Below are 16222 nucleotides of genomic sequence, written 5' to 3' on the forward strand. Positions count from 1 at the left end.
AAACCGTAAATTGTCTCTCGTTGCGCTCATCTGGCGCGCAACGCAAACTTTCCCGGATATAAGTTGTAGCAGAGAACGCGTTTTTTGCCAGTCAGACACCCAATTGTTTTGCCAGCCAGTCACAAATTTGATTCAGCGCCTTCTCGAAACTGGAGAACACCGGCTTGGTCGGGATCGCCAACACCTTGCCCTGCGCGGAGGAGTTAGCAATCAACTGAGCCTCTTCCTCAGGGCTAAACAGATCATCCGGCCAGTAGGCGGCCAGCATCGGCGTTGGCGTACGGCGCCCTAACAGCCCCTGCACTTTCAGCGAATAGCGATTGAGCTCAATGCGCAAATTGCTGTCAGAAGCGGAGGACATACCCAGACGACTGGCCAGCATATCCATATACATATCCGGCAACTGCTGTTGACGTTGTGTATCGACAAACACGTTGTGCACCATCGCGCCCAGCGTCGCCACCGCACGCAGACGCGGCACTTCCAGATAGGCGAGTCGTGTGGCCACATTGGCACCAAAACGATAACCAAACAGCGCGACACGGGTGTGATCGATCCACGGGACGTTGCTTAGCTCTCGCAGCACATGTTGATGCACTTGGCTGGTGTCCTGATTCAGCGTCCATTTACTGCTGAACCCAACCGAAGGCATATCCAGTGTCAGCATGGCAATGCCGCGCGGGGCGAGGTAGTCATGGAACAGGCGATAATGGTCGCTTTGCAGTGAATCCAGGCCACCACACAGCAGCACGGTAGGATACGGCGCTTCGGCCTGGGCCGGCATATGCAGGAACCCCGTCACCGGACTGCCGCCAGCAATCTGAAAGGTGAGCGCTTTAAGCTCGCCTGGCAAACGTTTTGTGGCTTCTTCGTAGGCTCTGTTCGCCAGCACCTGCGCCTGGTCTGCCAGTTCATCGCCCTTTATATAAGGATAAGCGGCGATGCTGTAGAGGTTTGAGGCGTGAAGCCACTGCTGGCCTGCTTCGTCATGATTTTCATTCTGCATGGCAAGCTGCTGCCACAGGGCGGCCTGCTTAGACCATTCGTAATTCCAGTTGCCGCTGCGATAGCCAATGACCGTGTCCAACTGCGTATCATCCGTGTGTTCAAGATCGCAGATGGCAATACGTGCCAGCACTTCGCTGATCTCTTGTGGAGTCAGGCCACGCCACGTCCACAACAGTTTGTTGAGCATACGATACCAGCAGCGCTGAGTATCGCCTTCAAGGGCACTGTGCACCTGCATCGTGTGATGATGCTGGCGATGCACCAGTGAGGAGGTTTCAGGGTGTTTAAAGCGGGGCTTAAAAAGCTCTTCGCTGAGGTTTTTATCCGACATCTTAGCCATTCTCCCGCGATAGTCGCATCAATGCCTAAGAGTGTACTGCACCCGCAAGATGGGTGCGAGGCGTAGAAAGCACAACGCCCGGCATAACCGGGCGTTGTTTGCGATGCATCAATTAGCTTTTGACGATTGGCGGAATGTACACCACGCCCATGTCCCAAGGCTGCTCGATCCAGGTGTTCTGGGGAATATCGACAATGTAGTCGTCCACCAGCGCACGGCCCGCAGGTTTCGCGAAAATGGTACAGAAACGCGCTTTTGGATACATATCGCGTATGGCTTGTGCAGTACCGCCGGTATCGACCAAATCATCGATCACTATGAAGCCTTCACCATCGCCTTCCGCACGCTTCAGCACTTTCATTTCGCGCTGATGATCGTGGTCATAGCTGGAGATGCACACGGTATCGACGTAGCGAATCCCCAGTTCACGTGCCAGCAGCGATGCCGGAACCAGACCACCACGGCTCACCGCGATGATACCTTTCCACTGTTCCACAGGAAGCAGGCGCTGGGCCAGTTTACGGGCATGAATCTGCAACATGTCCCAGGTGACGACGTATTTTTCGCTCATAAAAGAAATCCCAACCAACAATGTTGGTTTAAAAATAGGCAAGGGGGAAAAGGTTGCGCGAGATTATAAGGATCTGACGCGTTAAAAACCAGCATCTGACGCATTGGATGCAGGATTTTAGCGCAGGCGAGTACGCACCCGGTGAAAAACAGTGATATTCTCAGCCACATCACGTCAGATGTGCTGACGGCGATCTTTCACTGGAACCCCGCGTGCGAGCGGTATGTCCGCCACGCTGACACAGGAGACGCGTTGTGTCTGAATTGTCGCAACTTTCCCCCCAACCGCTGTGGGATATTTTCGCTAAAATTTGCTCCATCCCGCATCCTTCTTATCATGAAGAAGCACTGGCTGAACACGTTGTTAGCTGGGCAAAAGAGCAAGGTTTTTGGGTTGAGCGCGATCAGGTCGGCAATATCCTGATTCGTAAACCCGCCACCGCCGGTATGGAAAAGCGTACCCCGGTCGCGCTACAGGCACACCTTGATATGGTGCCGCAGAAGAACAACGACACGGTGCACGACTTCACGAAAGATCCGATTCAACCTTATGTTGATGGCGAGTGGGTGAAAGCGCGTGGCACCACCTTGGGTGCCGACAACGGCATTGGTATGGCTTCAGCGCTGGCGGTACTGGCTGATAGCAGCCTGACGCACGGTCCACTGGAAGTGCTGCTGACCATGACCGAAGAGTCCGGCATGGACGGGGCTTTTGGTCTCCAGCCAAACTGGTTGCAGGCAGATATCCTGATCAACACCGATTCGGAAGAAGAGGGTGAGATCTACATGGGTTGTGCCGGGGGTATCGACTTCATCACCACCCTGCCACTGAGCCGTGAGGCAGTTCCTGCTGGCTTTGAAACCCTGAAATTAACCCTGAAGGGTTTGAAAGGCGGCCATTCCGGCGCAGACATTCATCACGGTCTGGGCAACGCCAACAAACTGTTAGCGCGCTTCTTTGCGGTTCATGCGCAAGAACTGGACGTACGTCTGATTGAATTCACCGGCGGTACGCTGCGCAATGCTATCCCGCGTGAAGCCTTTGCGACCCTGGCAATCGACAGCCACAAAGTGGATGCGCTGAAATCGGCTGCGGCCCATTTCCAGGCCACGCTGCTGAATGAACTGGGTATTAAAGAGAAGAACATTGCGCTCGTTACCGAGCCATTGGCGCATCAGGCCCAGGCGCTGACCACTGACAGCCGCGATCGCTTCATTAACCTGCTGAACAGCACTCCGAACGGCGTGATCCGCAACTCTGACGTGGCTAAAGGTGTGGTGGAAACCTCACTGAACGTCGGTGTGGTGACCATGGATCAGGACAATGCCGAAATCATCTGCCTGATTCGTTCACTGATCGATACCGGCAAGGACTGGGTAGTTGAAACCCTGACCTCGCTGGGCCAGTTGGCTGGCGCGAAAACCGCACCGAAAGGCGGCTATCCTGGCTGGCAGCCTGATGCCGATTCGCCAGTGATGGCGCTGACGCGTAAAACCTATGAAGCGCTGTTTGGCAAAACGCCAAACATTCAGGTGATTCACGCCGGTCTGGAGTGTGGTCTGTTCAAGAAGCCTTATCCAAACATGGATATGGTATCGATTGGGCCGACCATCACCGGGCCGCACTCGCCTGATGAGCAAGTGCACATTGAGAGCGTGGGTCTGTACTGGAAACTGCTGACCGCGCTGCTGAATGTGGTGCCAGAAAAGGCGTAAGTTTGCGCCTTCGGGCGGCTTGAAGGCCGCCGCTAAGATTCACAACCAGGCCAAGGCCTGGTTTTTTTATGCCCGTCACCTGGAAAGCCACGGGGTGCCTTACAAATTGCAGCAAACTATCTGTAGCGGCGGCATACAGGCCACCCGGAGATCACAGCACATTCCTCTACAAATCACCTTTACAACCACCCTATTTCACCACCTCTTACCTTATCGCCAGTTTTAGACGCCGTTATGTCCAGATGTCCGGATGGCTAATAAGATTTCGTGCTAGCTTATGCGCTTTCGTTTGTTGCCCCGCGTTATGGCTTCAGAAAAAATGCGACCCACTACCTCTATTAAAGGCCTGACTCAATGAGTGCGATTAACCGCCTGGAGATGCGTAATATCTCCATCGCGTTTGGCGGATTTGCCGCGTTGACCCAGGTCGATTTTCTTACTGAAGGCGGCTCGGTGCATGCGCTAACCGGCGCCAACGGCGCGGGTAAATCCACGCTGATGGCAGTATTGGCAGGTGCGCACAATCATTACACTGGCGAGATATTGCTTGATGACGTGCCGGTTTCAATTCGCTCGCCGCGTGATGCCAAAAAGCTCGGCATTCACCTCGTACAGCAGGAAGTGGATGTGGCACTGGTGCCGCAGCTCAGCGTAGCGGAAAACATCCTGCTCGATCAGTTGGCAGAACCGGGCCACGCTTACAGCTGGCGCGAGATTCGCCGCCAGGCGCGTGCGCTACTTGAACAGCTTGAAGTCAATATTGACGTTAACCGTTTGGTCGAGCGTTGCTCACTGGCGGAGAAGCAGCAAATCTTGCTGGCGCGCGCCCTCTCCCACCACTGCCGCTTCCTTATTCTGGATGAACCTACTGCGCCGCTGGATCAGCATGAGAGCGAGCGCCTGTTTAAAGTGGTGCGCCGCCTGCAAAACAACGGCATTGGCGTGGTGTTTATTTCCCACCGCATCCACGAGCTGAAAGCGATTTGCGATCGTTTAACCGTATTGCGTGATGGCCGACTGATTGAAAGCAGCCCAATGGCAGCGCTCAGCGGTGAACAGATCGTCGAGAAAATGCTGGGGCATCAGCTCACCGATGTTTACCCACCGCGCCGGGAACGCAGCCAGCAACCTGTGCTGCTGTCGGTGGAAGGTTTGCATGACGATCAGCTGCTGGCCGATATCTCACTGCATCTACGCAAAGGAGAAATTCTTGGTATTGCCGGTCTGGCGGGTGCTGGAAAAACCGAACTCTGCAAAGCGCTGTTTGGTGCCAGCAAAAGCCGGGTGGAGAAAGGCGAGCTGCACGGCAAACCGTGGCGACCACGCTCACCACATGACTCCGTGGAAAACCGCATGGCGCTGGTGCCAGAAGAGCGCCGCAAAGAGGGCATCTTTATTGACGAGCCGGTGGCGATGAACCTGAGCGTGACCGCCGATAACAGTTTCTCACGCTGGAGCCTGTTCGGCCATCGCAAGGCATGGCGTTGGGCCGAAGAGGTGATTCAGCGCCTCAACGTGCGCACCACCGGCCCCGCACAGACGCTGCGTCGCCTGTCAGGCGGTAACCAGCAGAAAGTGGCGATCGGCAAATGGTTGCGCAATAACGCTGACGTGCTGATTTTTGATGAGCCAACCAAAGGCGTGGATATCAAGGCCAAAACCGATCTGTTCACCCTGATTGATGGCTTAGCGCGCGAAGGCAAAGGCATCATTTATGCTTCGGGCGAGTTTTCCGAACTGGTTGGGCTATGTGACCGTATTTGTGTGCTCTGGGATGGGCGCATTGTGGCAGAGATGGAGGGCAGTCAGGCCACAGAAGAGACGCTATTGCTTTATTCCACCGGAGGAACCCCTGCGTGAGCAGCAAAGAACTATCCCTGAACCCGCAGCTTTCTCTGCGTCATAAATTATTCGATTTTCTCTACAAGTGGGGCATGTTGCTCACGGTGGTGCTGCTGATCGCCGGCTTTGGCCTTGCGTCAGACAGCTTCCTTGAGCCCACCAACATCATCAACATCCTGCGTTCAATTGCCATCGTCACGGTTATCGCGATTGGCGTCTCGATTTCGTTGACCATTGGCGGCTTCGACTTGTCCGTTGGATCCACGGCGTCACTGGCGAATGCGCTGGTGATTTCCCTGTTTGTCTGGCACGGCTTTGGCACCACGGAAGCGATTATCATCACGCTGCTGTTGTGTACCCTGGTGGGGCTGTTCAACAGCTTCCTGATCGTGATCCTGCGCATTCCCGACATGCTGGCCACACTGGCCACGCTGTTTGTTATTCAAGGCGTGGCGATGACCTACAGCTTTGGTGGCTCGATTACCGAAAATATGGTGATGCCGAGCGGTGACATGGCTGAAGGCACTATCCCAGCGGCATTTGGTTTGCTCGGTCAGGTGCCGACCATCGTGATCATTATGCTGGTGGTGACGCTGGTTGCGCAGTTGGCGCTTTCGCTGACCAAACACGGACGCCGCATGTACGCGCTGGGCGGCAATCCTGAAGCGGCACGCCTGTCAGGGATTCGTACCACACGCTATCGCGTACTGGCCTATGTGATCTCTTCTTTGCTGGCGGGTGTCGGCGGTATTTTGCTGGCATCGCGTATTGGTTCCTCACAGGTGAATGCAGGAAGCGGCTACCTGATGGATGCCGTTGCCGCGGCATGGATCGGCTTCTCGCTGGCCGGTTCCGGCAAACCTAACGCGCTGGGTACCTTGGTCGGCGCGGTGATCCTTGGCGTGTTGCAGAACGGGCTGGTGATGCTGTCCGTGCCTTACTACGCCATGGACATTATCAAAGGGCTGGTGCTGGCTCTGGCCCTGGCCATTACCTACATTCAGCGCCGCTAAGGCGCATTTACTGAGAAAGAGATCATAATGAAAAAAATCACCCTTTCGCTGCTGGCGCTAAGCCTGCTGAACGCCAGCGTCGCCTTTGCTGACACCGTTGCACCTGTGCCTGCCGTGATCGCCAATCATGAAGGCCCGGTACGCATCGCTATCATCCGTAACCTGGGTTCTGACGATAACACCACGCAGTTTGTGGCCGGAGCCATTCAGCAAGGTCGCCAGTTGGGCTTTAAAGTCAGCACCTTCCTGAGCAACGGTGATGACGCGCGTTTCCAGGATTTTGTTGCCCAGGCGATCAGCCAGAAGTATGACGGCATTATTCTGTCGCACGGTAAAGAGCCCTACTCCACCGCGTTGGTAAAACGCATCGTCGATGCCGGTATTAAACTGTCAGTGTTTGATACTCCGGTTGATACGCCAGTAAACGGCGTCACCGTCACGGCGCAAGATGATGCTTCACTGGCACAGGCGTCTCTGGGTCAGTTGATCAGTGATTTCCATGGCAAAGCCAACATCATCAAGCTGTGGGTTGCGGGCTTCCCGCCGCAGGAACGCCGCCAGGTAGTGTATGAGAAACTGCTGAAAGAGAATCCAGGTATTCATCAGCTGGAATCCATTGGCGCTGTTTCTACCGATGTGCAGGGTGATACTGCCAACAAGGTTGGCGCGATTCTGGCGAAATACCCGAAAGGCAAGATAGATGCGATTTGGGCATCCTGGGATGCTTTCAGCCAGGGCGCGTATAAAGCGCTGCAGGAGAATGGTCGTACGGAGATCAAGATCTACAGTATCGACGTGTCTAACCAGGACCTGCAGTTGATGCACGAGAAGAACAGCCCGTGGGTGCAGACAGTGGCTGTCGATCCGAAAACCATCGGCGCTGTGAATATGCGTTTGGTCGCGAATAAGATTGCGGGCGAGGCCACACCGGCCAGCTACGAATTCAAAGCCTCTTCCATTTCGCAGCAGCTGCTGAGCAGCCAGCAAGGTGCGGTCAACGTGGCATCGTTGAACAAGATCATTCCAGGCTGGGGTGAGAACAACGATTTCGTCGCGCCATGGTTTGCCACGCTGGAAGCGAAATACGGTAAGAAATAGCGGCCTTCCCCCCTCACCCCAGCCCTCTCCCGCATACGGGAGAGGGTGCAGTCAGAGCGGTCTGGCAAAGTGAATGCATTCCTCACCATCGCTTGATCGGTACCCTCTCCCATTTTGGGAGAGGGTTAATGTGAGGGTGAGGGTGAGGGAAAACATCAGCACGATTACCACCCCAGCACTAACTGCCGTTCCAGCTGGGGATCCACCAGCGTCACATGCAATCCCACCAGCCGTACACCACGCCCTGCGCGCCGCTCATCCCACGCCTGGCGAGCGACGGCGATCATGTCATCCTTGTTTAACACCTGCCAGACGTGCTCTTGCGTGGTCTGCTGGAAATCATTGAACTTAAGCTTCACACCCTGTCGCGCGATCTGCTTATCGGGACGAATGTTGGTTAGCCGACGATCCAACTCCTCATAGAGGAAATCGATAATCGCCAGACACTGCTCCCAGCTGTGAATGTCTTCCATCAACGTCCGTTCGACCCCCAGTGATTTGCGCTCACGCTCCACCACCACATCGCGGTCATCAATGCCGTTGCTGCGTTCCCACAACACACGCCCGAACTTACCAAAGCGTTTCAGCAGCAGCGCCAGATCGCTGCGCTGTACATCCGCGCAGGTGTGCAATCCCATCTCTTCCAGCTTTTTGGTGGCCACTTTGCCAACGCCGGGAATTTTGCTCAGCGGCAGCGTCAGTAAAAAGTCAGGCATGACCTGCGGCGTAATCACATATTGCCCATTGGGCTTATTCAGATCCGAGGCGATCTTGGCGAGGAATTTAATCGGTGCGATACCCGCCGAGGCGGTTAAGCCGGTTTCACGCAGGATATCAGCACGGATCGCCTGCGCCATGAGCGTAGCTGAACCCTGGCAATGCCCGCTGTCGGTGACATCCAGATAGGCTTCATCCAGTGAGAGCGGTTCAACCAGTGCGGTATAGCGCGAGAAGATATCGCGGATCTGGCGTGACGCCTCTTTATAAGCATCAAAACGCCCAGGCAAGAGCCTGAGATGCGGACACAGCTTCAGTGCCGTTGCGGTTGGCATTGCGCTGCGCACGCCGTATTTACGCGCCGGATAGTTGGCGGTGCTGATCACTCCGCGCTGGACGCGGCTGCCGCCGATGGCGATGGGAATATCACGTAATGAGGGATCGTCGCGCATTTCCACCGCTGCGAAAAAGCAGTCCATATCAACATGAATGATTTTACGCATACGCCCTCCGAATACTGGATAAGTATACAGCAGCGAAAAATATCGGCAATAAATGTTGTGCAGCGAATTAAAGTTTACAAAATTCTGGTCGTAATCCCTTTAGGAATGCACCATTTTCACCGACACTGACTTGATTAAACGTCAGACAATGTTAATGTTGCGCTGCGGTAGCGGATATTTCCGATAATGCAATACCAAGACGCTCAGCGTCATCGTCTCTCTTCACTTCAAGGTATACACAGAATGGGCAGAATCGCATTGTTGCTTGCGATGATTCTTATGCCAGTCCTTAGCTGGGCAATTTCGCCAGAGCCAACCCAACCGTCGGCTCCGGTGAGCAAAGAGTTAAAGAAACAGTTACTTGGCACCCCCGTTTTTATTCAGATTTTCAAGGAAGAGCGTACGCTGGAACTGTACGGCAAAATCGGTAATGAATATCGTCTGCTGGACAGCTATCGCATTTGTAATTTCTCTGGCGGTTTAGGGCCTAAACGTCGTCAGGGCGATTTTAAGAGTCCGGAAGGGTTTTATAACGTTAAGCTCAACCAGCTAAAACCGGACAGCCGTTTTTACCGCGCAATTAACACCGGATTCCCGAATCAATACGATCGCGATAAAGGTTATGACGGTAACTATTTGATGATCCATGGTGATTGCGTATCGATTGGCTGCTACGCCATGACCAATGCATCGATGGATGAGATCTTCACTTACGTTAACGCCGCGCTGCGTAACGGTCAGCAGGACGTGCAGATTAATATCTTCCCGTTCCATATGACCGACAGCAACATGCAGCGTCATCGTTACTCGACGTACATCAATTTCTGGCGTGAACTGCAGCCGGGCTATGCGTACTTTGAAAAGTACCATGTGCCGCCGACGGTGAATGTGACCACCACCGGGCAATATGCGGTCAACAGCACGCCGGCGATTTCAACACCGGATGCTGCCTCGAAGTCATTCCTGGCGCTCACCCAGGCAAAATAATGCCCACTCGCCTGGCACTATCCGGTGCCAGGTTTCATTCCCCGTCAGCGGCTGTGTCGCAATCACTGTCACCACATCTTTTGGCGTGGTTTGCTGCAAGAAATCAATCTCTACATCCTGATCGAGCAAGGTGGCTTTGCCAAACGGCGCACGGCGCGTAATCCAATACAGGTTGGTTGAACAGAACGCCATCAGGTAACGCCCGTCAGACAGCAGCATGTTAAACACGCCCTTCTGCCGCAGTTCGCCTGCCAGCTCAGCAATATAGCGAAACACCGCTGGCCAGTTGCCCGGCGTACGCGGATAGCGCTCAGCCAGTTTATGCAGGATCCAGCAAAATGCCTTCTCGCTGTCCGTTTCACCCACGGGTCGAAAATGGCCGGTTTCCAGTTGGCGATAGCCTTTTAGCTGCCCATTGTGCGCGTAAGTCCAGTTGCGGCCCCACAGCTCACGGGTAAAGGGATGCGTATTTTCCAGCGACACTTCACCACGGTTCGCCTGCCGGATATGTGCCACAACCGAATGCGATTTGATCGGGTATTCCTGCACTAAGCGGGCAATCGGTGAGTTAAAGCTGGGTTGTGGATCTTTGAAGGTGCGGCAGCCTTTCCCTTCATAAAAGGTAATGCCCCAGCCATCTTTGTGCGGCCCGGTTCCACCGCCACGCTGCACCAGACCGGTAAAACTGAAACAGATGTCCGTAGGGACATTGGCGCTCATCCCGAGCAATTCGCACATAGCAACCGCCTTAAGTCAGAACCTCCCACGCGGGTGGGAGGGACACGTCATTACTTAACCATCTCTTTTTCGACCAGCAGCATCAAGATATGAATCACTTTAATGTGAATCTCCTGAATGCGGTCGGCATAGCCAAAGTGCGGTACACGAATTTCGATATCCGCCGTGCCAGCCATTTTGCCGCCATCTTTACCGGTCAGGGTAATCACTTTCATGCCTTTAGCACGTGCCGCTTCCACCGCTTTGATGATGTTTGCGGAGTTACCGGAGGTCGACAGACCGAGCAGTACATCGCCTTCACGGCCCACAGCTTCGATATAGCGTGAAAAGACGTAGTCATAGCCGAAATCATTACTCACGCAGGAGAGATGGCTGACATCAGAGATGGCAATTGCCGGGTAGCCAGGACGATTTTCACGGTAGCGCCCGGTCAGCTCTTCAGCGAAGTGCATCGCATCACAGTGTGAGCCACCGTTGCCGCAGGAGAGCACTTTGCCACCGGCCTTGAAGCTATCAGCCAGCAGCACCGCGGCGCGCTGAATTGCGTGAATGTTCGCTTCATCACTCAGAAACTTGTTGAGCGTATCGGCTGCTTCATTAAGTTCCGAGCGAATAATGTCCTGATACATAGGGATGTCCTTTAGAGGAAAGATTGACCCTGCAAGTTTAACGGAATGGGGCAAAGCCGCAAAGCGCCCGCATCGAGTAAAAACACCTTGTGAGCTAACCGTTTCGCGTGTTCTTGACGGCAAGCGGTGATTTTGTGAGTTCCGTTGTAATTGCGATGTAAACAGATTGCTAAATCTCGTCCGCTGCTCTAAACCTTAATGCATAACAGGTCAGACCTCTTACAACTTACGGAGCAGTTCATTATGTTGCTTGCCTCGATTGTCGCAACGCTGATTTTGATTAGCGCCCTCTTCTACCATCAAGTGTCGCTGCGCATCAGCAGCGTGGTTCTTCTGCTGTGGACGGCAGGACTCGCCGCTGCAGGCCTCTGGACGCCTTGGCTGCTTCTGCCTTTGGCGATTATCCTGCTGCCTTTCAATTTGCCAGCCATGCGCCGCAGCATGTTCTCTAAACCGGCGCTGCACAGCTTCCAGAAAGTGATGCCGCCGATGTCTCGTACGGAAAAAGAGGCCATCGATGCCGGTACCACATGGTGGGAAGGCGACCTGTTCCGCGGCAAACCAGACTGGCAGAAACTGCATAACTATCCTCAACCGCGTTTAACGGAAGAGGAACAAGCCTTTATTGATGGGCCGGTTGAAGAAGCCTGTCGCATGGCCAACGATTACCAGATCACCCACGAGTTGGCTGATTTGCCACCCGAGCTGTGGGCCTATCTGAAACAGCATCGTTTCTTCGCCATGATCATCAAGAAAGAGTATGGCGGCCTCGAATTTTCGGCGTATGCACAAGCGCGCGTCCTGCAAAAGCTGGCGGGCGTATCGGGCATTCTGGCGATTACCGTTGGTGTACCAAATTCACTCGGCCCAGGCGAATTGCTGCAACATTACGGCACTGATGAGCAGAAAGATCACTATCTGCCGCGTTTGGCGCGTGGTGATGAAATTCCTTGCTTCGCGTTAACCAGCCCGGAAGCGGGTTCGGATGCTGGTGCCATTCCCGATACCGGTGTGGTGTGCATGGGTGACTGGCAGGGTCAGCAGGTGCTGGGTATGCGCCTGACCTGGAACAAGCGTTATATCACTCTGGCACCGATTGCGACCGTGCTGGGCTTAGCCTTTAAACTGTCCGATCCCGATCACTTACTGGGCGATGTCGAAGAATTAGGCATTACCTGTGCATTAATTCCGACTCAAACTCCCGGCGTGGAAATTGGTCAACGCCACTTCCCGCTCAACGTGCCGTTCCAGAATGGTCCAACGCGCGGCAAAGATATTTTCGTACCGATCGATTTCATCATCGGTGGTCCAGCCATGGCCGGTCAGGGCTGGCGCATGCTGGTTGAGTGCTTGTCTGTGGGTCGTGGCATCACCTTGCCATCCAACTCGACTGGCAGCCTGAAAAGCATTGCGTTGGCAACCGGGGCTTATGCGCACATTCGCCGCCAGTTCAAAGTCTCCATCGGCAAGATGGAAGGGATCGAAGAGCCACTGGCGCGCATTGCGGGCAACGCCTACGTGATGGATGCCGCTGCAACCTTGATCACCAGCGGCATTATGCTCGGTGAAAAACCGGCGGTGCTGTCCGCCATCGTGAAGTATCACTGCACCCATCGTGGTCAGCGCGCGATTATTGATGCGATGGATATCGCAGGCGGTAAAGGCATCATGCTCGGTGAGAACAACTTCCTGGCACGTGCTTACCAGGGCGCGCCGATTGCTATCACAGTGGAAGGGGCCAATATCCTGACCCGTAGCATGATCATCTTTGGTCAGGGGGCGATTCGCTGCCATCCTTGGGTGTTGGAAGAGATGAACGCGGCCGCCAAAAATGATCTGGTTGCTTTTGACCGCGCACTCTTCAGCCATATCGGCCATGTCGGCAGTAACAAAGTACGCAGCCTGTGGCTTGGCTTAACCGGCGGCCGCACCAGCGCTGCGCCAACCCGTGATGTGACGCGTCGCTACTACCAGCAACTCAACCGCCTCAGCGCCAACCTCGCGCTGCTGTCAGATGTTTCAATGGCGGTGTTAGGCGGCAGCCTGAAACGCCGTGAGCGTATCTCTGCGCGCTTAGGCGATGTGCTGAGTCAGATGTATCTGGCGTCCGCCACGCTGAAACGCTATGACGACGAAGGCCGCAACGAAGCGGATCTGCCGCTGGTGCATTGGGGCGTCCAGGATGCGCTGCATCAGGCGGAAGTGGCAATGGACGATCTGTTGCGTAATTTCCCAAATCGTTGGGTCGCGGGCGCACTGCGCATGGTGATCTTCGCCGGAGGTAAACACTGCCCGGCACCGTCAGACAAGCTGGACCATAAACTGGCGAAACTGCTGCAATTGCCATCCGCTACGCGCACCCGTCTGGGACGCGGTATGTACCTGACGCCAAGCGAGCATAACCCGGCAGGCCAACTGGAACAGGCGCTGCAGGATGTCATGGCAGCAGAAGTGATCCATGAACGTCTTTGCCAGCAGCAGAAAAAACACCTGTCCTTTACCCGACTGGATGCACTGGCGCAGCGTGCGCTGAAAGAGGGCTGGATTGATGAGAGCGAGGCGAAAGTGTTAACCCGAGCCGAAGCCAGTCGTTTGAAAGCGATTAACGTGGATGATTTTGCACCTGAAGCGTTGGCGGCCCCGAAGCCACAAACATCCGCCAAAACACGCGAGAATGAAGCCGCGTAAGCCTAACCGGCGGCCCTCGGGCCGCCCTCAATTTTATCCTGCCTGACGAATCCGCGCGATCAACGCATCAACATCCGCAATATGATCTGCTGCCAGAATCAACGTACGACCCAGCGTAATGCAGCTACGAATACATTCCGTGCGCATCGTGTCATCAGCAATCTGTTTGAAATCAGCCACGTGTGACATCCCGACAGTGCGGCGAATCAGCTCCGTGCCGCAATAGCCGATGGTGTCACTCCACACTTTGCGCAGGAAGGCTTCAGCATAGCCCGGATAGGCCAACGCAACGTCAGTGGTGTTCGCCTGTGCCAGTTCCAGGAAGCGGCGAGAGAACTGGCTCCACACTTCATGCACATCACTTAAGCGACGCTCACGCCCTTCCGCGGCTTCACGCGGTGCCAGCAAGCCCGGCAGGCAGCAGTAGTTAATCAGCAGATTGCCGATGGCGCTGCCAACATCAAAACCGATCGGGCCGAAATAGCCAAACTCAGCGTCAATCACCTTCAGGCTGCCGTCTGCCACAAAGATCGATCCGCTGTGCACATCGCCGTGTAATAAGGCTTCGGCATCCGCGAAGAAACGATGCTTCAGACCGGCAACGGCAATTTTCAGCGCATCGTCAGTGCGTAGGCTGACCACCAGCGACTCCAGCGCAGCGGGGTATTTATTGCGTTCGTGATCGATGAAGGGATCGTTGAAGAACAGGTCTTCGGTGATTTCGCACATTTCCGGGTTAATGAAGCGCGCCACCTCGGCTTTTTTCTTGTGCGGATGCAGGAAGAAATCAGACGTATGGAACAGCGTCTGCGCCAGATACTCTCCCAGCTGATGACCGGCTTGAGGATAGTAAGCCCCTTTCACCAGTTCGCCGCGCCAGATGCGATGGCTGGAGAGGTCTTCCATCACCATCACTGCCAGTTCAGCATCGTAATGGGTGACGTTAACGGTGTGCGCAGGGCAGTGTTTATAGTGCTCAACCAGCGTCTGCGCCTCCAGACGCGCGCGATCCAGCGTTAACGGCCATGACTCACCGACGCAGCGCACGTAGGGCAATGCCTGCTTGACCACCACACGGCTCTGACCTTGATTATCAAAAATTTTAAAGACCAGGTTGAGATTGCCATCGCCGATCTCCTCTGCGCTGACCAGCGCTGACGGATCGTCCACACCGCCAAATTTTTTAGCATATTCCACAGCATCAGCAGCGGTGAAGGTACGGTATTGCGACATTGCCTGTTCCTCGACATTCGATAGTAATAAGCCGTTTGGACGTCTATACATCCGTCACGCATGTTGGCACAATAGCCGCTATTAACGCAACAGGGATTTCACACCATGCAAACACTTCGTACCACCAGCCTTGAGGTCCGCGATAACCAACTGTGGATCCTCGATCAACAGGCGCTGCCACAACAACAGAACTGGCTGCCTGCGCACACCGTTGCCCAGTTGGTCGACCATATCCATGCGCTGCGCGTACGCGGTGCGCCGTTAATCGGTCTGTCTGCCAGCCTGCTGCTGGCGCTGCTGGGTGAACAAGGCGTGGCACGCGCAGAGTTAGCCGAAGCGCTTGAAGTGCTCAGGGCAGCACGCCCAACGGCGGTGAACCTGATGAACAATCTGGAACGCATGAAAAATGCGCTGACGGAGAGCGATCACGTTACGGCGCTGAGTACCGAGGCGCTGCGTCTGGTGGCGGAAGATAAGCAACTGTGTGACAACATTGCCCGCGCGGGTACTGCCTTGGTTAAGCCTGGCAGCCAACTGCTGACGCACTGCAACACCGGCGGCCTCGCCACGGCGGGCGTCGGTACTGCGTTGGGGGTGATCGCCCATGCGCATCAGCAAGGCTTGGTGAGCAATGTCTGGGTGGATGAAACCCGTCCTCTGTTACAAGGCGGCCGCTTAACCGCATGGGAGCTGGGCGAACTGAATATCCCCTATCAACTGATCACCGATTCAATGGCGGCCAGCCTGATGGCGCGCGGCGTGGTCGATGCGATTTGGGTCGGTGCCGATCGCATCGCGGCTAACGGCGATGTGGCCAACAAGATCGGCACCTACAGCCTGGCCGTGCTGGCGCACTATCACGGTATTCCCTTCTATGTTGCAGCACCGCACACCACGCTGGATCGCCTTTGCCCGAACGGCGAAGCGATTCCAATTGAGCAGCGCGCCGCCAGTGAAGTCACCGGCGTGTCAGGCAGTTTTGGTAGCGTCCAGTGGGCACCAGAGAATGCCGCCGTGTATAACCCGGCATTTGATGTCACGCCTGCGGCGTTGATTAGCGGTTGGGTGTTGGATACTGGCGTGGTGACGCCTGCGCAGGTAAAGGAGGGGATTTTTCAGCCGTAATCTTTGCCGTTGGGG

13 protein-coding genes are annotated in these 16222 nt (G+C 55.1%); 7 read left to right on the plus strand and 6 right to left on the minus strand.

Annotated features, from left to right (window positions below):
* Positions 1-91: 91 nt before the first annotated feature.
* Positions 92-1339, minus strand: coding sequence for an esterase FrsA (gene frsA, locus ACPUC8_RS16190; protein WP_039333153.1), 1248 nt, complete (start codon positions 1337-1339; stop codon positions 92-94).
* Between the two features lie 121 nt (positions 1340-1460).
* Positions 1461-1919 (minus strand): xanthine phosphoribosyltransferase, encoded by a 459-nt coding sequence (gene gpt / locus ACPUC8_RS16195; RefSeq protein WP_007887137.1) that lies wholly within the window; start codon positions 1917-1919, stop codon positions 1461-1463.
* A gap of 254 nt (positions 1920-2173) precedes the next feature.
* Here gpt and pepD point away from each other — a divergent pair, with 254 nt between their 5' ends.
* The 4 genes from pepD to ACPUC8_RS16215 all read left to right on the plus strand — a co-directional run bounded on the left by pepD (position 2174) and on the right by ACPUC8_RS16215 (position 7587).
* Positions 2174-3634 carry a beta-Ala-His dipeptidase gene (pepD, locus tag ACPUC8_RS16200; RefSeq protein WP_039333156.1) on the plus strand — a complete coding sequence of 487 codons (1461 nt, stop codon included), beginning with the start codon at positions 2174-2176 and terminating at the stop codon, positions 3632-3634.
* Positions 3635-3988: 354 nt separating this feature from the next.
* On the plus strand, positions 3989-5494 hold the full coding sequence (locus tag ACPUC8_RS16205; protein ID WP_039333158.1) for a sugar ABC transporter ATP-binding protein: 1506 nt from the start codon (positions 3989-3991) through the stop codon (positions 5492-5494).
* Complete coding sequence (locus tag ACPUC8_RS16210; RefSeq protein ID WP_039333160.1) at positions 5491-6489, plus strand: ABC transporter permease; 999 nt, start codon at positions 5491-5493, stop codon at positions 6487-6489. The genes ACPUC8_RS16205 and ACPUC8_RS16210 overlap by 4 nt, the downstream gene beginning before the upstream one ends.
* A 27-nt stretch (positions 6490-6516) precedes the next feature.
* Positions 6517-7587, plus strand: a complete 1071-nt coding sequence (locus ACPUC8_RS16215; protein WP_494926832.1) for a sugar ABC transporter substrate-binding protein — start codon at positions 6517-6519, stop codon at positions 7585-7587.
* Positions 7588-7751: 164 nt separating this feature from the next.
* Here ACPUC8_RS16215 and dinB read toward each other — a convergent pair whose 3' ends face one another.
* Positions 7752-8807, minus strand: a complete 1056-nt coding sequence (dinB, locus tag ACPUC8_RS16220; RefSeq protein ID WP_039333164.1) for a DNA polymerase IV — start codon at positions 8805-8807, stop codon at positions 7752-7754.
* A 243-nt stretch (positions 8808-9050) separates the two neighbouring features.
* Between dinB and dpaA the strand changes: the two genes are divergently transcribed.
* Positions 9051-9794: a peptidoglycan meso-diaminopimelic acid protein amidase gene (dpaA, locus tag ACPUC8_RS16225; protein ID WP_494926833.1), complete on the plus strand. Its 744-nt coding sequence runs from the start codon at positions 9051-9053 to the stop codon at positions 9792-9794.
* On the opposite strand, the gene ACPUC8_RS16230 is transcribed toward dpaA, so the two are convergent.
* Together ACPUC8_RS16230 and lpcA are read right to left on the minus strand one after the other, a co-directional pair.
* Complete coding sequence (locus ACPUC8_RS16230) at positions 9765-10532, minus strand: class II glutamine amidotransferase (RefSeq protein ID WP_039333168.1); 768 nt, start codon at positions 10530-10532, stop codon at positions 9765-9767. The two genes, dpaA and ACPUC8_RS16230, sit on opposite strands and share 30 nt — an antisense overlap.
* Positions 10533-10582: 50 nt before the next feature.
* Complete coding sequence (gene lpcA, locus ACPUC8_RS16235) at positions 10583-11161, minus strand: D-sedoheptulose 7-phosphate isomerase (protein ID WP_039333170.1); 579 nt, start codon at positions 11159-11161, stop codon at positions 10583-10585.
* Positions 11162-11404: 243 nt separating this feature from the next.
* Here lpcA and fadE point away from each other — a divergent pair, with 243 nt between their 5' ends.
* Entirely contained in the window at positions 11405-13849 is a 2445-nt protein-coding gene (fadE, locus tag ACPUC8_RS16240; RefSeq protein WP_494926834.1) for an acyl-CoA dehydrogenase FadE, read from the plus strand.
* A 33-nt stretch (positions 13850-13882) separates the two neighbouring features.
* On the opposite strand, the gene mtnK is transcribed toward fadE, so the two are convergent.
* On the minus strand, positions 13883-15082 hold the full coding sequence (gene mtnK / locus ACPUC8_RS16245; protein ID WP_039333173.1) for an S-methyl-5-thioribose kinase: 1200 nt from the start codon (positions 15080-15082) through the stop codon (positions 13883-13885).
* Positions 15083-15187: 105 nt separating this feature from the next.
* Here mtnK and mtnA point away from each other — a divergent pair, with 105 nt between their 5' ends.
* Entirely contained in the window at positions 15188-16207 is a 1020-nt protein-coding gene (gene mtnA, locus ACPUC8_RS16250) for an S-methyl-5-thioribose-1-phosphate isomerase (protein WP_494926835.1), read from the plus strand.
* The last annotated feature ends 15 nt before the right edge of the window (positions 16208-16222 follow it).

It is taken from the genome of Pantoea sp. CFCC18177 (genome assembly GCF_059412425.1).